A 20,197-nucleotide genomic window follows, 5' to 3' on the forward strand; every position below is an offset into this window, starting at 1 on the left:
CGGCGGCGGAAGGCGCCGACGATTTGCGCTCCGAACTTTCCTTTGGCGCGAAGCTGGCAATGGTAGCGCGTTCCCGGTGACAGACGCCGGGACCGGGGCGGTGAGTCCGGCCCGTTTTCCCCTTCGCAGTTCACCTCAACGACAACCCAGTCATTCCATTATGAAGAAACTTCTCTCCACCCTGTGCTCGGTCCTCGCTCTTGGTCTGGCGGCCACCTCTCTCTCTGCCGCCCATCATGAAGGAGGACACGACACCGAGATGGCGCCCTCCTCAGTGATCCACGTGGTCACGGTTTCCTGGAAGGAAGATGCATCGGAAGCGCAGATCAAAGCCGCTCTCGACGGCGTGCACGCGCTGGCCAAGTCCTATGACGGCATCACCCGCGTTTGGACCAAGTGCATCAAGGCTCAGGGCAACCGCGAGTATGCCTTCGTGATGGAGTTCAAGAGTGAGCAGGCCCTCGCCGACTACGCCGGCAGCGACGCCCAAAAGGAGTGGTATAAGACCTACTACCCAGCGCGCGCGGGCAGCACGACGTTCGACATCACGAACTGAGTTTCGAGCGAGCAGCTGTCAGCGTTCAGCCGTCAGCTTTCGGCAGACAGGAGAGCGCTTCGATTTAGCAAAAAGGCCGGTCCGCGCGGACCGGCCTTTTTTGTGGGAGCGGCGAGCCGTTTAGCTTCCGATTCGTGGGCTTGCTTGGCGCTTTTGAAGAGCATTGTGTATTGCGTCATGAAGACCGCTGAAATTCCTCGCTTTCAGGAACTGAGTGACCTCGAGCGGTTGGCGCTGGCAGATGAGATTCTGGGCACGCTCCGCGAGCCGGAATCGTTGCCTTCCCCGGCGTGGCACGGTGCTGAGCTGGCTCGTCGTTGGCAGGATTTTGAGTCAGGCGGGAGCTCTCCCATGACGCGGCAGCAGTTTTGGGCGGAGGTTGAGCGACTAAAGAAATGAGCCGGACGGTCGGCTACCTGCCAGAAGTCCGTGAAGACTTCGTGGCGGCTTTTGCGTATTACGAGGCGCTGTCGGAGGGTTTGGGTGAGCGATTTGAAGCGGCCTTCAAGTCAGCTGAAGCGGAAGTAGCGGAGGGGATGGTCACCCATCATCGACACTTCGGTCATTACCATCGCGTGGTGCTGCGCCACTTTCCCTAACGCCTCTATTACCGTTTGCACGGGGATCGGGTGATCTTGGTGGGCCTGTTTCATGTGCGCCGCGATTCCGCGACGGTCGGTCACGCACTGGGCCGCAGGGAAATCTGAGGTCGGGACGGCGCGTGGGGCCACGCTTTCGCCGGGGCTCAAGCGCAGCTACGTTTTGTTTGAAACAAAAGGCCGGTCCGCGCGGACCGGCCTTTTTTCGTGGGAGTTGGGTGAGCCCGGCTCAGCTCTTGGTGGGGAGGGCGCGGGTGGCGATCTCCTCTTTGAGGGAGGCGAGATATTCGGTGAAGGGCATGGTGCCACGGTCGCCGGCGCCCCGGGTGCGGACGGAGACGGCCTGGGCTTCGGCTTCCTTGGCACCGAGCACGAGGGTGTGCGGGACCTTTTCCAATTCGGCGCGGCGGATCTTGGCGCCGAGTTTGTCGCTTTGCTCGTCGAGCACGGCGCGCACGCCGGCGGCCTTGAGCTGGGCGACGAGGTCGCGGCCGTAGTCGAGCGTCTTCTCCGAGATGGGCAGGAGGCGCACTTGTTCGGGCGCGAGCCAGACGGGGAAGTTGCCACCGAAGTGCTCGATGAGCACGCCGCAGAAACGTTCCATCGAGCCGAAGGGAGCGCGGTGGATCATGACCGGGCGGTGCGGCTTGTTGTCGGAGCCGATGTAGGAGAGGTCGAAGCGCACGGGCAGGTTGTAGTCGACCTGCACGGTGCCGAGCTGCCACTCGCGGCCGATGACGTCCTTGACGACGAAGTCGATCTTGGGGCCGTAGAAGGCAGCCTCGCCGGGCTCCTCGGTGAAGGGCACGCCGAGGGTTTTGGCGGCGTTGCGGCAGGCTTCCTCGGCCTTGTCCCAGACGGCGGCGTCGCCAGCGTATTTGTCGGAGTCGGGATCACGCAAACCGACGCGCACGCGGTAGTCCGACATGCCGAGCGTGGTGAGCACGATCTTCACGAGGGCGAGACAGCCCTGCACTTCGGCGGCCACCTGGTCTTCGGTGCAGAAGAGGTGGGCGTCGTCCTGGGTGAAGCCGCGCACGCGGGTCATGCCGTTGAGCTCGCCGGACTGTTCCCAGCGGTAAACGGTGCCGAACTCGGCCAGGCGCAGCGGCAGGTCGCGGTAGGAGTGCGGCTGGGAGGCGAAGATCTTGATGTGATGCGGGCAGTTCATCGGCTTCAGCATGAAGCCGTCGAGCAGCTTGGTCGGATCCATGGTGCGCTCGGCGCCGATGGTTTCGCGGCCGGTGCGGCGGTTGATCTCGTTGGCAAACTGCGGCGAGACAGCCTCAAGGCGGGCGGTGAGTTCGGCGCAGGAACAGCCCTCGGTGGCGACGCGTTCGAGGTCATCGGGTTCGGCGATGGCGGGGAACTGCGACTCCTTGTAGTAGGGGAAGTGGCCGGAGGTCTTGTAGAGGGTGAGTTTGCCGATGTGCGGCGTGAAGACCTGATGGTAACCCTGCTTGCGGAGCTCGTCGCCGATGAAGGTCTGGAGTTCCTGGCGGATGATGGAACCGGCGGGCGTCCAGAGGATGAGGCCCTGGCCGACGTCCTCGTCGATGACGAAGAGTTTGAGGTCCTTGCCGATCTTGCGGTGGTCGCGGGCCTTGGCCTGCTCGAGGCGATCGAGGTATTCGGCGAGCTCTTCCTTGGAGGCGAAGGCGGTGCCGTAGATGCGCTGGAGCTGCTTGTTTTTCTCGTCGCCGCGGTGGTAGGCGCCGGCGATGGAGAGCAGTTTGAAGGCCTTGATCTGCTTGCTGTAGCGCACGTGGGTGCCGGCGCAGAGGTCCATGAACTCGCCGTTCTCGTAGAAGGAGATGGCTTCGCCCTCGGGAATGTCGTCGAGGCGGCCGAGTTTGTAGCGCTCCTGGCCGCGGCCTTTGATGATCTCGATGGCTTCGTCGCGGGAGACCTCCTTGCGACGGAAGGCCTGGTTTTCCTTAATCACCTTGCGCATCTCTTCCTCGATTTTCTCGAGGTCTTCGGTGGTGAATTTGTGGTCCAGATCGAAGTCGTAATAGAAGCCGGAGTCGGTGGGGGGACCGATATCGAGCTTGGTCTCGGGGAAGAGACGGAGGACGGCGGTGGCCAGCACGTGCGAGCACGAGTGGCGCAGTTCTTCGAGCGGAGTCATGGAGGACATGGCGATATTGGGTTGTGGACCGGCCTACGGTTGTCGGTCCGATGGAATGGAAACGGTTGGTTAACCACGGATGGCCATGGGGAGGCACGCTCTTTTTTGCGAATGGGCGGGCCCGAGGGGCAGGGCGACGCCGCCCGGAGGTCGGCGTCCACCGTGTGGTGGTTTGCTGGGAAGGTGGACCGTGGCCTCCGGACGCGGTCGCGGTGGGACGGGGCGGTTGGAACGGAGACGGCTCCGAGGGGCAGGGCGACGCCGCCCGGAGGTCGGCGTCCACCGTGGGTGGCTTGCTGGGAAGGTGGACCGTGGCCTCCGGACGCGGTCGCGGTGGGACGGGGCGGTTGGAACGGGGACGGCTCCGAGGGGCAGGGCGACGCCGCCCGGAGGTCGGCGTCCACCGTGGGTGGCTTTTACTCGGTTGAGCCGATGAGGCCTTCGGGGTCTTGGAAAACGCGGTCCTGGTAGTCGTTGATCCAGAGGGCCTGCGGGTTGCGGCGGGCGATGGCGATCTGGCCGCGCTGGGCGGCGGCACCGGGGTTGCGGTGCCATTTGAAGACGACGTAGCCGTCATCCGGTTCGCCGCTGACGCCACACACTTCCACTTTGCCCTGCTCGGTGGACATGACGAAGCGGGCGTGCGCTTCGACGCCGGAGAGGTGGCGTTGGGAGTCGGTGAAGAGTTGCCAGCATTCCTCGACCGGCACGGCGAAGGCTTTGTGGCCTTCGATCTGGCGGCATTGAAAGTAGTAGTGGTTGCCGATGCCGTGGGCGTAGAGCTCCTGCTGGAGGATCTTGAGCACGTGGGCGTCGTTGTTCACGTCGCGGATGATGGGAGTCTGGTTTTCCAGCGAGATGAAGTGGCGGCGGCGGGTGAGCTGCTCGACGGCGTTTTCGACGGGGGCGAGCCACATGAAGCGGTGGTCGTTCTCGGCCGTGACGTAGGCGCCCTCATCGTCGCGGATGAGAAACTCGTCGGGATGGGTGAAGTGCACGGCGAAGACGAGGCGCACATTGGGGTAGGCCTCATTGAAGGCGTCGAGCATGCCGAAGAAGTCGTCGTCGAAGCGGTGGGGGAAGAAGGCGAGTTCCTTGGTGCCGATGCGGATGGTGGAGATGCCGGCTTCGGCGAGTTCGATGAGCCAGGCGGCGAGCTTGGTGTTGCTCAACACCATGGGGTCGCCGCCGGAGAGGAGCACTTCGCGGAGGGTCGGTCGGCCGGTCTCGGGGTGGAAACCGTGGTTGGCGGCGGCCGCCTCGTTGTGCGCATCGATGTAGTCGCGCACGGCGGCGAGCTGGGCCAGAGGTTTGCCGGATTTGCCGGTGAAGAGGTCGAGGCGGTAGCAGTAGCGACAGTGGGCGCTGCAGGTCTTCACAACGTAGAGCAGGGCCATCTCGTATTTGTGCAGGATGCCGGCGGCCGGGCTGTAGGAGAGCTGGTTGGACGGATCGACCTCGCCGGAGAGGTCCTTGACCTCTTCGCCCCGGGCGGTGACCAGGTTGCGCAGCGGCGCGGAGGGCGGCATGTCGGAATCGCCCGTGACCAACGCGTTGTAGTGGTCGCTGATCTTCACCTTCATGCGATCTTCGATGCCGAGCTCGATGAGCTTGCGGGCCTCGGAGGTGGAGTAGAGGTGAGCGGAGGACGCATCGACCTTGCCCTCGGCGTAGCGCTTGAGGCCGCTGACCCCACCGCGGTCGTATCGCGGCGACGCCACCTTAACCAGGAAGTCCTGCTTGCGTTGCTCTTCGGTCGGATGCTCAGAATCGGGCGAAAACGGAGGCGCGGAGTTGGCGGGCGTGCGGTTGGGTTGGTTTGGCTGCATGGATGTTCCTTCGTTTTGCGATCCCTTGGGGCGCGGATCGGTGGGTTGTCTGGCGGAGGGCCGGAACGGCAGGCGCGGGTGCGACGAGCAACATCGCGAGAGGTGGGGGGTTTTGCGCCTTTGCCATCATGACGCGCAGAACGCGACCATGGGGCCCCGAATGAAATAGGGTCCTAAGTGGCGGACGCGAAGCCCGACTTGTCAACAGGCGGTCGGGCTCAATTCGGAAACAACCCAGTGACAGCGAGATGCGCGGCTGCAGAAATGGCCCTCATGGAACCGTAGAACCGGACGGCAAGTCCCTCGGTCTAGCTCACATAGGCGATTTCGCGTTCGGCTCGGCGCAGGGGATTGGCTCGGATTTTGATGGCGAGCGTCGAGGACTCACGCCGCCGACCGACTTGCGGTTGGGGCACAACGCGCTGATTCACGGCGATCTGGCCGTTGGAGGTGGGGGACACGAGACCAGCGCGGCCGCGGGTCACGCCGAAATCCTCAACCCAAAATCGGGGTAGGATTGAAAGTCCGGGGCTGCCTATTTCGCCGGCTCGAGGTCGTAGCCGTCTTTGCGGTCTTTCATGGTCCAGCCGGCGGCGGCGATTTCGCCGCGGAGGGCGTCGGCGGCGGGCCAGTCCTTGGCCTGCTTGGCGGCCCAGCGTTTTTCGGCGAGGGCAGTGATCTCGGCCGGGATCTCGACAGTAGGCGTCTCGGGGGCGGTGAGATCGAAGCCGAAGGCGAAGATCACGCGATCGAAGGTGGCGGCGTCGACGCCGCGCGGGCCGGCATTGACGATGCGGAACAGCGCACCGAGCGCACCGGGGGTGTTGAGATTGTCGTGCAGGGCGGCGAAGACCGGATCAAACACCGCGGGGTCGCCGGTCTGCTCGCCGAGCAGGCCGCGGAAGTTGCGCAGGGTGGTGAGGGCCTTGTCGGCCGCGCCGAGGGAGGCGAGGGTGAAGTTGAGCTGCTTGTGCGGGTGACCGGCGAGCAGGGTGTAGCGCAGGGCGGCGGCGGAGTGGCCCATCTCCTTGAGCTGGTCGAGCGTGTAGAGGTTGCCGAGCGATTTGCTCATCTTGGCGCCGTCAACGAGCAGGTGCTTGCTGTGATACCAGAGGCGGGCGAAGGGCACGCCGTTGCAGCACTCGCTCTGCGCAATCTCGTTTTCGTGGTGCGGGAAGAGCAGGTCCTCGCCGCCGGTGTGCAGGTCGATGGTCTCGCCGAGGTGTTTTTTGGCCATGGCGCTGCACTCGATGTGCCAGCCGGGGCGACCGGCGGAGGCGCCGGCGGGGCCGTCCCATTTCACGTCACCTTCGTCGGCCTTCCAGGCCTTCCAGAGAGCGAAGTCGGTGCCGTCTTCCTTTTCGTCGGCGTCGACCGAGGTGGTGTCCTTGGCCCCGGTGTTGCCGGCGGCCGCGGCGGCGCCGGATTTGAGTTCACGTTCCTTGACGCGGGAGAGGGCGCCGTATCCATCAAATGAGGACACCTTGAAGTAGACCGAACCGTCGGCGGCTCGGTAGGCGTGGCCCTTTTCCATGAGGACCTCGATCATGTTGACCTGCTCTTTAATGTGAGTGGTGGCGGCTGGCTCGACGTGGGGGCGCAGGCAGTTGAGGGCGTCGCAGTCGGCGTGAAACTTGTCGGTCCAGCGTTGGGTGACGGTGGAAAGGGGCACGCCCTCCTCGCGGGCGCGGCGGATGGTCTTGTCGTCGACGTCGGTGAGATTGCGCACGTGCTTCACTTTGTCGGCGCCGAACTGGTCCTCGAGCAGGCGGCGGAGGAGGTCATTGACCACGAAGGTGCGGAAGTTGCCGATGTGAGCTTCGGCGTAGACGGTGGGGCCGCAGTTGTAGAAACGGAAGACGCCGTCATCGTGCGCCGGAGCGACGGGCTGGAGGGAGCGGGACAGGGAATCGTGGAGCTGCAGAGCCATGGGAATGGATTAGGAGAAACCACGAAGGACACCAAACACACGAAAAATCAAAGCCGGGCCCGACATGGAGGCGGAGGCAAAATGAACAAATGCCGCCGTGGTAGCGTCTGAGGGCGTGTGCGTTTTCTGTTTATCCTGAGTGTCTTGGCGGCCGTGGGCTTGGTGGCGAAGGAGCCGATTTACCCGGAGATGGAGGATTTTTCGGCGGGGGCGGCGGTGGTGGCGCTGGCGGAGCGGGAAGGGCTGCCCCTGACAGGCGTGACCGTGGCGGGAGCCGGCCGTGAGCGTCCGGAGGCGGGTGACCGCGCGGTGGTGCTCATCTCCATGCGCGATGACGACGAGGTCGAGCAGTGGCTGGCGGAGTTTCGGTTGGCGGAGCTCAACGCGGAGGAAGCCGCGCAAGTGGCGTCGGCGGATGTCGAGCCGTTGAGCATCTACACCTCGACCGGTTCGCATTACACGTTTGAGCGGGATTTGGTGGCGGTGGAGGTGACGGTGTGGGGGCCGTTGGATCAGGATGAGGGGCGGATCGAACGGGCGTTGGCCAAGGTGACGCGGGAGCAGGCGCGGTTCCTAGTGAATGCGGAGTTTCTGCAGGTGGGGTTGGACCGGGCGGCGGGGACGATTCTGCGACTGCGCGATGATACGGGGCGGGTGGGAATCAGCATGCGCAACACGCCGTTTCCGGAGGAAGAAGCACGCGCCACCCGGGCGGAGTTGGAGGAGCGGGGCGTGCGCGAGGAGGATGTGCGTTCGGTGGTGGGCTCGTTGCCTGCGCTGGTGGAGTTTTTTGGGATCGCGGCACAGACCCCGGGGTTGAAAGGCATTCTGTTCGAGGTCGTCGACGTGCCGTGGTGGGCGCTGGTGAAGGGGCTGGGATCGGTGAACGCCAACATCAACCTGGATGGTAACCGGCTGCGGCGGGTGCCGGAGACCGCGGCGTCATTTGTGGTGCCGTTTGCGGTGGAGCTGAACGGTGTGGCGGCGCTGACGGTCGAGCTGGTGGCGCAACCACCGAAGGCGCCGGCCTCGGTTTTGGCCGGGGTGACGGCGGTGTATGCGGGGCGGCCCAAGGGCGGGGGCAAGCGCGTGTCGATTCAGTTGCTGGCGGCGACGGTCTCGGACGCGTCCGCGGAGAAATGAGGTGGCGCTGGCGGGCGCGGCGGGTGTAAACCGCGAGCATGTCTTCCGAAGCTATGCTTGATCTGGTTGAACGTCCTCGCCGCCTGCGCCGCACGGCGGGTTTGCGCGCCATGGTGCGCGAGACGCATCTGCGCCCCGAGGATTTCATCGCGCCGCTGTTTGTGGTGGATGGCAAACCGGCGCCGGAGGAGATCGCGTCGATGCCGGGCGTGTTTCGCCTGAACATCAAAGACCTCGTCAAAGAGTGCCGGGCGCTGAGCAAGCTCGGGGTGCGCGCGGTCGCGCTGTTTCCCAAGATGGACAGCAAGCTGAAGGACGCCGAAGGCACGGCGGCGCTCGATGAGGACGGCCTCATCCTGCGGGCGGTGCGCGCGGTGAAGCAGGCGCTGCCGGAACTCGCGGTGGTGACCGATGTGGCGCTCGATCCTTACACTTCGCACGGCCACGACGGCGTGCTGACCGACATTGCTGATGACGTGGACAACGATCGCACGGTGGCGATTCTTTCCGAGATGGCGGTGCTGCAGGCCGAGGCGGGCGTCGATATCGTGGCGCCGTCGGACATGATGGATGGCCGCATCGGTGCGATCCGCGAGGCGCTCGACGCGCACGACTTTGCCGACACCGCGATCATGGCTTACTCGGCGAAATTTAACTCGGCCTATTATGGTCCTTTCCGTGATGCGGTGGGCAGTGCGAAGGCGGCTGGCACCAATACGCTGAGCAAGGCGACCTACCAGCTCGACCCGGCCAACCGACGCATGGCGATCAACGAGGCGGCGCTCGACGAAGAAGAGGGGGCGGACTTCATCATGGTGAAGCCAGCGGGCGCTTATCTGGACATCATCCGCGAGCTGCGTGATGCGACGACCAAGCCGGTGGCGGCGTATCAGGTGTCGGGCGAATATTCCCAGATTCACGCGGCGGCGAAGCTGGGCTGGCTGGATCTCGAAAAGATCAGGCACGAGTCGTTGCTCGCGATCAAGCGAGCGGGGGCCGACCTGATCCTGACCTACTTTGCCAAGGACATGGCGAAGCTGCTCAAGTAACCGGTCCGAGCGACGCACCGCCATGTTGCTCCGCCGCCGACGTTCCCATCACTCCATGGGGCGTCGGAGACGGCTGGTGGCGGGGCTGATGGCGCTGAATGCGGCAACTGTCGCGTGGGCGGCGGATGCGCCTGAACCGCAGTTGGGCGAGAGTCTGGGACTGCGGCCGGTGGCGCCGCTGGTCGCGGTGGCACGTGAGGAAGGCATGGCGCTGAATGGTGCGGTCTTTCGGACGGTGCTGACAGCATCAGATCACGAGGCGGAAGTCGCCGTGAAAGGCAGTTGCACTCTGGTGGTGGAGACGCGCGGCAAACGGCGGTTGGCGCAGTGGCTGGTGGAAGTGGCGGCACTGGATGAAGACGGTGAAGGCTTCGAGTCTTCGACGGATCAGGAGGCGCGGTTGTTCACTTCGACGGGCCGCGAGCACACCTTTGCCATGACCAAACAGCCGGTGCGGTTGACGGCGTTTGGGCCGGTGCCGCTGGCGGAGCGAAAGCTGGCGAAACTTACGCGCGACGACATCCCTCGCGCGACGGTCGAGCGGGCGGTCACGGCGGATTTCCTGCGACTCGGTTTTGCCGGGTTCACGCGCGGCTGGATAGGCATGCTGGAGCGAGGAGTGGAGACGGCGCCCGGGTTGGGCCTGCGCTTGCGCGAACCGTATCCGGAAAAGGTCACGCAAGCGGTGGCAAAGATCGCGGCGGAGGCGGGTTGGACGGAGGTCGATGACCGGGCCTACGCGGCGACGCTGCCTGCACTGCTGGAGTTTGTGGGCGTGATCATGAAAACGCCGGCGATGGCGGAGATCCTGGCGGAGGTGGTGGACGTGCCGTGGTGGTCGGTGGTGAAGCGCGGGGGCAAGCTGCCGCCGATCAACATCCGTTACCGGTTTGAGCGTATCCGCAGAGTGGCGACACAGACGGCGTCGGCGGACGCCCGTCAGCCGCAGGACGTCTATGTGCTGCCGGTCGTCTTGTTGTTGGACGGCAAGCCGGCGTTGGAGGTCGACCTGTTTGTGCGGCGCCCGGTGGGAGGCCTCGCGCTGGTGGCGGGGGTGATCGGGCTGGAGGCGCGCGATCCGCGTGACGCGCAGAGCCGCGTGTTGATGCGGGTGATCGGTGTGAGCGACGACTGAGGGCGGACGGCACTGGTCCGCTGCCTGACCGCCCTTGCCGATGCCGGCGGGGTGACCGGCATCGGCAGTTTGGGGCTGGGGGGGGGAGTCAGCCGGGGTATTCTGCGCCGAGCATGCGCTCCATGTTGTGGAGGGCGGCGCCTTGGGCAGAGATGATCCAGTTGACGAGGTTGCCGATCGAAACGACGCCGACGACGCGGTCGACTTCGATGACCGGGAGGTGGCGCACGCGGTGCTCCGTCATCAGGTGCATGCAACGATCCACCGTGTCGAACGGGGCGACGGTGGTGAGGTTGGTGCTCATGATCTCTTCAACGCTGGTCTCCTTGGACTGTTTGCCCACGAGGATGACTTTGCGGGTGTAGTCACGTTCGGAGAGCATGCCGACGAGGCGGTCGTGATCCATTACCAATACAGCGCCGATGTTCTTTGCAGCCATCAGCGCGATCGCATCATAGACCGTGGCGTCCGGGGTAACGCTCCAGATTGCGGTTCCTTTCTGGGCGAGGACGGCACGGACAGTATCGAGGACTTCCATGGTGCCGGCGAGCTTGGCGGGCGGGCGACGCCGGGTCAACCGGGCAGGTGCGCGCTCAAAAAGGCGGCAGGGTGTCGTCGGCGGGGCGGCGGGTGGGCAGACGCAGCGTGAAAGTGGCCCCCTGTTCGGGAGCGCCGGTGGCGGTGATGGTGCCGCCATGGCGGGTGACGATGCGGTGCACGTTGGTGAGGCCGATCCCGGTGCCTTTGAAGCGGCGGTTGTCGTGCGCGCGCTGGAAGGGCTCGAAGAGGTGGACCTGCGCAGGATCAAAACCGGCGCCGTTGTCGCTGATCACAAAGGTCGCGAAGGATCGGTCGGGCTGGAGGGGGGCGGTGATGCGGATGATGGCCTGATCGCGCTCGCCGGTGAATTTGAGCGCGTTGTTCAGCAGGTTGGTGAACACCTGTTGGAGCAGGGTGGGGTCGCCCGCGACGGTGGGGACGGTGGTGGGCAGCTCCCAACACACCTGGCGGTCGGGGGCGTCGTGCATGAGGCGGTCACGGATGGCGACGATGATGGGCAGCAGGTCGACGTGTTGCCAGTGGATCGCGGCCTTCTGCACGGTGGCGAAATCGAGGAAACTCTGCACGAGCTCGATGAGGCGCTGGCTTTCGTTGACGATGAAGGCGGTCATCTTGTCGCGTTCGGATCCCGGCTCGGGCGGGTAGAGGGAACGCAGGAGCTTGGCGAAGTTGCCGATGTTGCCGATGGGCGAACGCAGGTCGTGGGCGACGGAGTAGGCGAAGGCTTCGAGGTCGCGGTTGGCTTCACGCAGCTCCTCGGTGCGTTGGTGGACGCGTTGTTCGAGATCGGCGTTGAGTTGTCTGATCTCGTGCTGAGAGGCCTCGAGTTCGTGGGACTTTTGCTCCGTGGCGGTGATCTGTTGTTCGAGACGCAGGTTGCTGCGCTTGAGGGCCTCGGTGCGCAGGGTGACGAGACGGTCGAGCTCGGCGTTGCGTTGGCGGGTGACGGTGGTCGAAACCCAACCGGCGAACCAGATGGCCCCGATGCCCAACAGGGCGAAACCGATCATGGCCCAGAGTCGGGTATACCACGGCTGCGGCACCATGAAAGTGAGTGCGGCCCGCTCGCCGATGCCGTCCGCGCCGACCGGCCGCACGATGAGTTGGTAATCACCGGGCGGGATGCCGCCGAGCGGCAGCATGCCGGTGGCATCGGCTTGGCGCCACTGGTGGTCGAGCCCATCGATGCGGTATTCGAACCCCACGGCGTGGCGCGGCTGGCCGCCGGTGGCCATGACTTGAACGACGAGGCTGTCGGCGCCAGCGCGAAGCGGGCTCGTGTCATCGAACGGTGGATACAGCGTGGTGGTGCCGCCGAGTTGCACGCGGGCGATGAGGGCGTGGAGCGGCTGGCGTTGCGGGATGGGGATGGCGGGATCGTAACGCGCAAGCTTTTGTGGTTCGTGCAGCCACACCACGCCGTCGCGCTGGCCATAGATGTGGAGCGGGAGCAGACCGGCCGGCAGCGGTTCATCCAAGCTGGCCCATTGGCCGTCCTGCGACTCGAGCACCTGCAGGCGTCCCTCATGGGTGAGCCAGAGGCGACCGGTTGAATCGAGGGTGGGGCGACCGAGCACGTCACGCATCTGGGGGATGCGGTTGAGGAGAGCTTCGTCGAGCCGCAGCTGTCCGCTGAGCGGGTCGCGGGCGAAGATCTGCCACGGCACGTTTACGCGCACCTGATCGTCGAGCAGAAAGAGGTTGGGCCAACGGTTGCCAAGGGCACCACCCGGGCCGTGCATCTCGATGGTTGGGCGCGGCAGGGTCGGCGTCACCCGGGCAACCTTGCCGGTGCCGAGTTCCACCCAGAAGGCGCCGGCGTCGTCGCTGATGGCGCCGTAGGCGTGGCCGAAGCCGGGGCTGGGGAATCGTTCCACGGAGAGTGCGCCGGCCGCATCCTGGAGCACCCAGCCGACTTCATCGTGGGCGACGTAGAGCCAGCGGCCGGGAGCGGTGGGGTTTGCCTGTATCAGCGGACTGGAGACGTCGCTGAGTTTGGCCCAGCGGTCGGCCAGGGTGCGGCGGAAAAGGCCGTCGCGGGAGGCGGCCAGCAATTGGTCGCCGATCGCGAAGAGTTGGTTGGCGTAGCCGGGCGGGGAGTCCACCTCGAAGCGCCGGATGCGATTGTCTTCATCGTAGATGCCGCGCTGGATGCGCCCGTCGGAGAGCAGCCAGAGCCGACCGTCGAATCGGAACGGCATGGCGTAGGCGAGGCCGGTGTCGACGAAGGCTTCGAAGTGCGAGATGCGGGAGGGGAAATCGATGCGAGCGATACCGTCGTTGAGCAGCGCCCAGAGCGCGCCGTCGGTGCCTCGCACGAGCTTGGTGACGCGCGCGAGGCGGTGGTCGTTGCTGCGATCGAGCACTTGCACGATGGTGCCGTCGGCGCGGAAAAAGATGATGCCGAGGTTGTGGGAAGCGGCGGCGTAGAGGTCCTGGCCGAGGGCGCAGAGGGCGTTGATGGAGTAGGCGCGGGCGAGCAGGCCGCGGGTGGCAAACGGAGTGAAGGCCTGGCCGTCCCAGACGCGCAGGCCGCGCCCGGTGGTGCCGACCAAGGTGCGGTCAGGGCCCAGCGGAGCGGCAGAGGTGATGGTGGCATCGGCGTAGTCGTCGCCGGCGAGATGCACGGGATGAAGTTGCTCACCGTCGTAGCGGTAGAGCGCGCCGTTGGAGCTGTCGCTGAGGTGGACGACTCCGTTGAGGGAGAAGGCGGCGCGGGGGGCATTGGCGACGCCGATGACGCGCGGGGTGGCGCCGGGTTGCCAGGCGAAGATCGGACCGGCGCCCCACCACCAGAACCATTTGCCCTCGGCCTCGCGCACGTGCGTGAGCTGCGGATCGCCGTAGCGCTCGTGCTCGACGATGGTCTCGACGGGTTCGAGGCGCCACGTGGCGTCGGACCCAAATTCGAGGCGGGCGAAGGCGTTGGAGCGGCCGGCGTAGATGGTGCCATCGGTGGCGACGGCGACGTTTTCCAAATTGATGTGCGGTTGGTCGGCGGCGCGTTCGAGCTGCATCCAGCGGACCCCATCGCCGATGGCGAGTTCGTCCTGGGCCATGACGAGCAGGCGACCGTCGGGCAGGACGTGCAGGTCGACGGCGGGTTTGGTCATGCCCACACTCTCGGGGCCGAAGATTTCGAAATTGGGCGCGCCGGATTCAACGACTCCCGTGGGCGTTCCGGCCAAGGTGTATTCGGCCGGCTGGGACCACGCCGTCAGCGCGCGCAGGCCCAATGCGGCACCAAGGGCGGCCAAGCGTAGGCGCGGGGAAAAAACGCTGCGGGAAATAGCCACGAGTCGAGAGAGTGGATCGGAGATGACGGAACCGAATTCGGTCGGTTTCCGCAATGGTGGATGACGGTCGATTGCAATAAGTGGCGAAGAGCGTGGTGGTGCCGAAGCAGACGCAGCGAGGTTCAACGTCAACTCCCGGACCGTTCGGCCGTTTTAGCGCGGCGGTTGCGCGAGGGGGGAGTGCGACTATTTTGGCCGACCATGAATCGTCTTGTTGCCTCCCTTCTTACGTTTTCGGTGACGTCCCTGCTCGCGGGTTCCGCGGCATTGGCGGAGCTCAAACCCAGTCCGAACAATGGCGACATCACGTTGCCGCCGGGATTCCACGCGGTGGTGGTGGCCGATGGCGTGGATGGCGTGCGGGGCATGGCGGTGGCGCCCAACGGCGACATCTACGGGCGACTGCGCGGCGGCGGCATTGAGGCGCTGCGTGACACCGATGGTGATGGCGTGGCGGATATGCGGGAGCGCATCGACACGGGCAATGGTGGCAGCGGCATCGCGGTGCACGGCGGGTATTTGTATTACTCTTCCAATGACGCGGTTTATCGCATGGCCCGGGCGGAGGGCGAGTTGGTGCCGAGTGGTCAACCCGAGCTCGTGGTGAGCGGCTTGCCGGACAAGCGCCAACATGCGGCGAAGATGTTCACCTTTGATGAGGACGGCATGCTCTACGTGGAGGTGGGTTCGCCGTCGAACGCCTTGGGCGATCCGGACCGGGCGCGTGGGGCGCGAGGGCTGAGTGAGGCGCGCGTGCAGGCCTTCCTGAGCGAGCACGGCGGCATCTGGAAATTTGATCCGAGCCAGGCACCGCAGACGCAGGCCGATGGCGTGCATTGGTCGACCGGTCATCGTCATGTGCTGTCGTTGGTGTGGCATCCGGTGGCCGACCAATTGTTCATGGCGCAGAACGGCCGCGATGTGCTCGATGTGGTGCGTCCCGATATTTTCAACGCAGCCTACAACGCGGAGCACGTGGCCGAGGAATTTCACGCGGTGCCGCAGGGCGCGAACTTTGGCTGGCCCTACACCTACTACAGCCCGATTGAGCACAAGCGGCTGATGTCGCCGGAGTATGGTGGCGACGGCCAAAAGGGACCGGCGGCGGGCACCTATCCGGACCCGGTCATCGCGTTCCCGGCGCACTGGGCGCCGATGCAGATGGCGTATTACGGCGCGGAGCAGTTCCCGGCTAAATACCGTGGTGGCATTTTCCTCGCGTTCCACGGATCCTGGAATCGTCCGGTGCAGAAGGGCTACAACGTGTGCTTCATCCCGTTTGACGACGACGGCAAGCCGACCGGCGAGTGGTCGATCTTTGCCGATGATTTTATGGGCAAGGACGAGATTCGCAGTCCGCGTGACGCCAAGTATCGCCCCATGGGGTTGGCGGTGGGACCGGACGGATCGCTCTACATCGGCTCCGACCAGGGTGATCGCGTCTGGCGCGTTTTCTACACCGGCGAATGAGCACAGGGCGCGGATGGAGCTACGCCGTGATGGCGCTGGGCCTCGGCATCATGGGCGTAGGCTGGTTGTTGCAACCCCGGTCCAGCACTGACGAGGCCGAGTCGCCTGCGGTCGTGGCAGCGCCCGAACCCGCGGAACCCATCGCGCCGCCGCCGGATGGCGAGGCCCTTTATGCAGCCAACTGCGCCAGCTGTCACATGGCGGATGGCGGCGGCGTGCCGAATTTTCAGCCGGGGATTCTCGATGGTCCGATCGTGGCGGCGGGCGTAGAGCGGGTGGCGGAGGTGATCCGCGCTGGCTCGGCGGTGCTGCGCGATCGGGATAATCCGATGGGCTGGGAAATGCCGCCTTTTGGGTTTTTCACCGATGCCGAAGTGCAGGCGCTGGCGACGTATGTGCACGAAGCCTTTGGGCCGAAGGCGGAGGAGTAGACAATGGCGGCGCAGAGACCCAGGATCGGACTGCTCATCGTGAGCGTGGGGTTGTTGGCGGTCGTGGGGTGGTGGGCGCGCGGGGCGATGCACCGCAGTGCGCTGCGGGCGGTAGTGCCGTCGGTGCCGGTTGAAATCGAGGCAGGCTCTCCGCTCGAGGAAGCGTTGGCGGCAGCGAGCGGCGAGGTGGAGGCGGGGGACGTCGCCGGGCTAAGCGCGCTGGGGCGCGTGTATCAAGTAAATGGATATGGCGACGAGGCCCGCGATGTTTGGGCGGGATTGGCGGAGCTCGATGCAGCGCAAACGGGGGCCGGGGAACGCCGGGATTGGCTCACGGCACACGTAGCCGAGGCGGGCGGCGCGGAGGATCCGTGGTTGGCGGAAGATTTGGCGGAGGCCTTCGACGCGATGCGGCTGGTGTCGGTGGCCGAAGCGGTGAGTGGGGGCGGGGACGATAAGCTGGCGATGCAGGTTTTGGAGCGGGCGCACATGTTGGTGCCCGATAATGGCACGATCGTCTGGCAGCAGGCGCGGTTGTGGGAGCGCTTGCGCGATCAGGTGAAAGCCAAGGCGGCGTATGAGCGGGCGGTCGCGTTGGACCCCACGTTGGCCGAGGCTTGGGTGCGCTTGGCGACGCTGCAGCGGGCGGTGGGCGAGAGCTCGGAGGCTTGGCGATCTGTGCAGGCGGGTTTGGCGGCGAGTCCGGATGCGGTGCCGCTGTTGCTGGCGCGGGGGCGCGCGTATCAGGAGCGAGGCCGCGTGGAGGACGCGTTGGCGGATTTTGCGCGGGTGGCCGAGTTGTGGCCGGATCGCGCGGTGGGCGTCTTGGAGGCGGCGCAGGTGCTGCTCGCGGTTGATCGCGCGGACGAAGGCACGGCGATGTTGGAGCGCTCGTTGGAGATCGAGCCGGAGAATCCGGCCGCGCTCGTGCTGCTCACTTTGCAAGCGATCCTGGCCGGCAAGCGGCTGGATGCGGATGCGTGGTTTGACCGCGTGTGGGCGCAGCCGACGGTGGCTCCGGCGGACCGGGCCCGGCTCGCCGCGGCTTACGAGGAAGTCTTTGCCCAACCGGCACCGCGACCGGACGGCGGGCGCTGATCAGAAGGCCGAGCGATCCACCTGAATGGAATCGCCGGGAAAGAGGCGCGGGTCTTCCGCGGGGCTGCGGCGGGCGAGGCGAGCGTCGAGCGAGTAGGACGATTGGTCGCGCACGACGTTTACCGCGGTCTCCTTGGCGTAGAGAGTGAAACCGCCGGCGGCTTGGATGGCCTTGGTCATGGTGAGGTCGGGCGTCCAAACGATACGGCCGGGGCGTTGCACTTCGCCGCCGACGTAGACGAAACGTTCGGTGACGGTGACGGACACATCGATGGCGCGGTAGAAGTCGCGATTGATGTAGTCGGCACGGATGCGCACGGAAAGATCGGCGGCGGTGAGGCCGGCGGCGGAGACCCCGCCGATGTAGGGCAGGGAGATGAGACCCTGCTCGTCGATCTGCACGTTGTGCATGCTGGGATCGGGAATGCCTTGCAGGGAGATGCCGAGGCTATCACCGGCACGGAGGACAGCGGCGCTGGCGGGCTCGGGGAGGCGAGGATTGCCGGGGCCGGAGCTGGTGGCTCCGCCAGTCGTTTCGCAGCCAACAAAGGTCAACGCGCCGAGCGCAAGCAAGAGGGTGGTGACAAGACGAAGACCGCGCGGCCGGGAAAGCATGCCGGAAGTTCAGCGACGACCCGGGGAGACGAAAGCAAAAAGCGCGACCCGGGATCGGGTCGCGCTTTGAAAGTGTGGTTGAGTAAGAGGTGTTCGAGCGGTGATCAGCGACGACGAGAACCGCGGCGCGGCTTCTCTTCCTCTTCGTCTTCTTCGTCACCGTCGTCGTCTTCATCGTCGTCGGAGTCGGAATCGGAGTCCTCGTCGTCCTCCTCGTCTTCGTCGCCTTCTTCGTCTTCGTCCTCGTCATCCCACTTGAGGGAGGCGTCGCCCTTGAGCGCGTTCTCGTCCTCTTCGTCGATGTCGGGGAGATCGGCGTCGTCGATGTCTTCTTCATCGGTGTCACCTTCGCCGTCTTCCTCGTCGGTTTCGTAACCGGCGGGAACGTAATCGAGGATGGCGATGAGTTCTTCGAAGGTGTGGACGGCCTTGCCCTCGATGAAGGAGGCGTTCTGGTCCTCGCGGATGTCGTCCTCCATCTCATCGACGGTGAGCTTGGACTCGAAGTCGAAGGCGTCGTTGAGCATCTTGACCCGGCAGCGGGTGAGATGGTCGAGCAGATCGGCATAGGGACCGTTCTCGTCGTCGACGATGTCGGGCAGGGCGAAGAGTTTCTCGTCGGCTTCGAAGAGGGAGTCCTTCACGCGCTTGAGGCGCACGCGGCCTTCGCCGGCTTCCTTTTCGATGCGGAAGGGGATGAAGGCGAGGTCGAGGATGTCCTGGTCGAACCCGTAGTCACGCAGCGGGTCCACGAGCTCCACGAGGTAGTCGACTTGGCGCGGGTCAACGATGCTGAGACCATCGACGTCCCAACGGACGGGATCGCTCACTTCGTCGACCCACCAGTTGTGGTCTTCTCCAAGGCGAACGATGCACCAATCGAGTGTGGAAGAGGATTTTGCCATGTTACGGGTGTGCTAGGTTGGTCGGAGGAAAAAGGGTGTGCTTTGCGCGAGTCAAACCACGAAAAGCACTTTCGGGTGACTTTTCTGAAGAAGCTTTTCGGCCGCTTGGACCGTGAATGAAGTCAGGAGTTCGTAGGGCCTCGGTTTGGCGCGAAGCTGTGAGAGGGGATTTCGCTTTGGTGCGGGGGCAATCTTGCGTTTTGCGGGACGCCCCGCAGTGTCCGGCGGCGATGGATTTTCTCTATGAGAAGGTGTTACGCCCGATGTTGTTCCAGCTCGATTCCGAGCGGGCACATGAGGTGGGGGCCAATGCGATGACGGTGCTGGGCTGGATGAAGCCGGTGTGCCGTCTGATGGAAGCCTGGAACCGGCTGCCAGCGGACCGCTACCGACCGGTGGAGGCATTTGGTTTAAAGTTCCCCAATGCGATCGGGCTGGCGGCGGGCTTTGACAAGAACGCCACGGCGTGGCCGGCGGCAGCGGCGATGGGCTTTGGGCACGTGGAGATCGGCACGGTGACGGCGTTGGCGCAGCCGGGAAACCCGCAGCCGCGCATGTTCCGCTATCCGAAGGAAGAGGCGGTGATCAACCGAATGGGTTTTAACAACGAAGGTGCGGATCGCGTCGCTCGGCGCTTGGCCAAACAGCCGGGGGTGGGGCAGCGGCGCATCCCGCTAGGCGTGAACTTGGGCAAATCAAAGGCGGCTCCGCTCGACAAGGCGGTCGACGATTACCTGCGCAGTTTCAGCAAACTGGCCGACTACGCGGATTATTTGGTGCTCAACGTCTCCAGTCCCAACACGCCGGACCTGCGCAAGCTGCAGGACGAGTCGCGGCTGCGGGAGTTGCTGGGGGAGGTGAGCGCGGCCAACCGGGCGCGGGAGGCGGCGCGGCGTCCGCTGTTGCTGAAGATCGCGCCGGATCTCAGCTGGGGCCAAATCGACCGGGTGTTGGCGGTGATCGAGGAATTTGGTTTCGACGGTATCATCGCCACCAATACGACGCTGGCCCGGCCGGGGTTTTTCGCCTCGGTCGAGGAGACCGGCGGTTTGAGTGGGGCGCCGCTGAATGTGCGTTCCACCCAGATCATCAACTACATCTCCCGGGCAACCCACGGGAAGCTGCCGATCATCGGCGTGGGTGGCATCACCGACGGAGCCACCGCGGGCGAGAAGCTCGATGCCGGGGCGACGCTGGTGCAGGTCTACAGCGGCATGATCTACCGCGGCCCGTTTTTCGCGGCGGCGCTGGCGAAGGGTTTGGCGGAGCGGCAGAGGCGGTAGTTGCAAGGCATTGGACAGGGGGCGCGGTGGAAAGGAATCTGCCGCGCGTTTCACCCCGGCATTAGCGCAAGTGGTCCCGGCTGGCTTCCAATATTAGATTAAATTGTTCTGTGTCGTCCTCGCATCAAGGTTGGTTCACGCAAACAACCACGCGCTGCTTTCGAGT

18 protein-coding genes are annotated in these 20,197 nt (G+C 65.0%); 10 read left to right on the plus strand and 8 right to left on the minus strand.

All coding sequences use genetic code 11. From position 1 onward, the window contains the following. Positions 1-160 precede the first annotated feature (160 nt). From K1X11_RS22115 to K1X11_RS22125, 3 genes are all read left to right on the plus strand, one after another. Positions 161-556, plus strand: a complete 396-nt coding sequence (locus K1X11_RS22115) for a Dabb family protein (RefSeq protein WP_221030317.1) — start codon at positions 161-163, stop codon at positions 554-556. 177 nt (positions 557-733) lie between these two features. Beyond that, positions 734-955 (plus strand): addiction module protein, encoded by a 222-nt coding sequence (locus K1X11_RS22120; protein ID WP_221030316.1) that lies wholly within the window; start codon positions 734-736, stop codon positions 953-955. Further along, on the plus strand, positions 952-1,155 hold the full coding sequence (locus K1X11_RS22125) for a hypothetical protein (protein WP_221030315.1): 204 nt from the start codon (positions 952-954) through the stop codon (positions 1,153-1,155). Before K1X11_RS22120 ends, K1X11_RS22125 begins: the two co-directional genes overlap by 4 nt. Positions 1,156-1,384: 229 nt before the next feature. Here K1X11_RS22125 and thrS read toward each other — a convergent pair whose 3' ends face one another. The 4 genes from thrS to cysS all read right to left on the minus strand — a co-directional run bounded on the left by thrS (position 1,385) and on the right by cysS (position 7,045). Beyond that, positions 1,385-3,295 (minus strand): threonine--tRNA ligase, encoded by a 1,911-nt coding sequence (gene thrS / locus K1X11_RS22130; protein WP_221030314.1) that lies wholly within the window; start codon positions 3,293-3,295, stop codon positions 1,385-1,387. Between the two features lie 407 nt (positions 3,296-3,702). Continuing rightward, positions 3,703-5,115, minus strand: a complete 1,413-nt coding sequence (locus tag K1X11_RS22135) for a hypothetical protein (RefSeq protein WP_221030313.1) — start codon at positions 5,113-5,115, stop codon at positions 3,703-3,705. A gap of 308 nt (positions 5,116-5,423) precedes the next feature. Next, on the minus strand, positions 5,424-5,576 hold the full coding sequence (locus K1X11_RS22140; protein ID WP_221030312.1) for a hypothetical protein: 153 nt from the start codon (positions 5,574-5,576) through the stop codon (positions 5,424-5,426). A 74-nt stretch (positions 5,577-5,650) separates the two neighbouring features. Beyond that, positions 5,651-7,045 (minus strand): cysteine--tRNA ligase, encoded by a 1,395-nt coding sequence (gene cysS / locus K1X11_RS22145; protein ID WP_221030311.1) that lies wholly within the window; start codon positions 7,043-7,045, stop codon positions 5,651-5,653. A 117-nt stretch (positions 7,046-7,162) separates the two neighbouring features. Between cysS and K1X11_RS22150 the strand changes: the two genes are divergently transcribed. From K1X11_RS22150 to K1X11_RS22160, 3 genes are read left to right on the plus strand one after another with little or no spacing between them, the layout of a single operon-like run. Further along, complete coding sequence (locus K1X11_RS22150) at positions 7,163-8,188, plus strand: hypothetical protein (protein WP_221030310.1); 1,026 nt, start codon at positions 7,163-7,165, stop codon at positions 8,186-8,188. Between the two features lie 38 nt (positions 8,189-8,226). After that, positions 8,227-9,237 (plus strand): porphobilinogen synthase, encoded by a 1,011-nt coding sequence (gene hemB, locus K1X11_RS22155; RefSeq protein ID WP_221030309.1) that lies wholly within the window; start codon positions 8,227-8,229, stop codon positions 9,235-9,237. A 22-nt stretch (positions 9,238-9,259) separates the two neighbouring features. Further along, the gene (locus K1X11_RS22160; protein WP_221030308.1) at positions 9,260-10,372 is read left to right on the plus strand and encodes a hypothetical protein; all 1,113 of its coding nucleotides are present in this window, start codon (positions 9,260-9,262) and stop codon (positions 10,370-10,372) included. Positions 10,373-10,460: 88 nt separating this feature from the next. Here K1X11_RS22160 and K1X11_RS22165 read toward each other — a convergent pair whose 3' ends face one another. Then, the gene (locus K1X11_RS22165) at positions 10,461-10,910 is read right to left on the minus strand and encodes a CBS domain-containing protein (RefSeq protein WP_221030307.1); all 450 of its coding nucleotides are present in this window, start codon (positions 10,908-10,910) and stop codon (positions 10,461-10,463) included. Between the two features lie 55 nt (positions 10,911-10,965). Next, positions 10,966-14,190 carry a sensor histidine kinase gene (locus tag K1X11_RS22170; protein ID WP_221030306.1) on the minus strand — a complete coding sequence of 1,075 codons (3,225 nt, stop codon included), beginning with the start codon at positions 14,188-14,190 and terminating at the stop codon, positions 10,966-10,968. 240 nt (positions 14,191-14,430) lie between these two features. Between K1X11_RS22170 and K1X11_RS22175 the strand changes: the two genes are divergently transcribed. Genes K1X11_RS22175 through K1X11_RS22185 form a run of 3 tightly spaced genes read left to right on the plus strand, consistent with a single transcriptional unit; the run spans position 14,431 to position 17,228 of the window. Beyond that, positions 14,431-15,699, plus strand: a complete 1,269-nt coding sequence (locus K1X11_RS22175) for a PQQ-dependent sugar dehydrogenase (protein ID WP_221030305.1) — start codon at positions 14,431-14,433, stop codon at positions 15,697-15,699. After that, positions 15,696-16,130 carry a c-type cytochrome gene (locus K1X11_RS22180; RefSeq protein ID WP_221030304.1) on the plus strand — a complete coding sequence of 145 codons (435 nt, stop codon included), beginning with the start codon at positions 15,696-15,698 and terminating at the stop codon, positions 16,128-16,130. Before K1X11_RS22175 ends, K1X11_RS22180 begins: the two co-directional genes overlap by 4 nt. Positions 16,131-16,169: 39 nt before the next feature. After that, positions 16,170-17,228: a tetratricopeptide repeat protein gene (locus K1X11_RS22185; RefSeq protein ID WP_221030303.1), complete on the plus strand. Its 1,059-nt coding sequence runs from the start codon at positions 16,170-16,172 to the stop codon at positions 17,226-17,228. Here K1X11_RS22185 and K1X11_RS22190 read toward each other — a convergent pair whose 3' ends face one another. Beyond that, positions 17,229-17,843 (minus strand): polysaccharide biosynthesis/export family protein, encoded by a 615-nt coding sequence (locus K1X11_RS22190; protein ID WP_221030302.1) that lies wholly within the window; start codon positions 17,841-17,843, stop codon positions 17,229-17,231. A 104-nt stretch (positions 17,844-17,947) separates the two neighbouring features. After that, positions 17,948-18,748, minus strand: coding sequence for a hypothetical protein (locus K1X11_RS22195; protein WP_221030301.1), 801 nt, complete (start codon positions 18,746-18,748; stop codon positions 17,948-17,950). 230 nt (positions 18,749-18,978) lie between these two features. Between K1X11_RS22195 and K1X11_RS22200 the strand changes: the two genes are divergently transcribed. Next, positions 18,979-20,031, plus strand: a complete 1,053-nt coding sequence (locus K1X11_RS22200; RefSeq protein WP_221030300.1) for a quinone-dependent dihydroorotate dehydrogenase — start codon at positions 18,979-18,981, stop codon at positions 20,029-20,031. The last annotated feature ends 166 nt before the right edge of the window (positions 20,032-20,197 follow it).

The sequence above is a fragment of the Actomonas aquatica genome, assembly GCF_019679435.2.
GTDB lineage: Bacteria > Verrucomicrobiota > Verrucomicrobiia > Opitutales > Opitutaceae > Actomonas > Actomonas aquatica.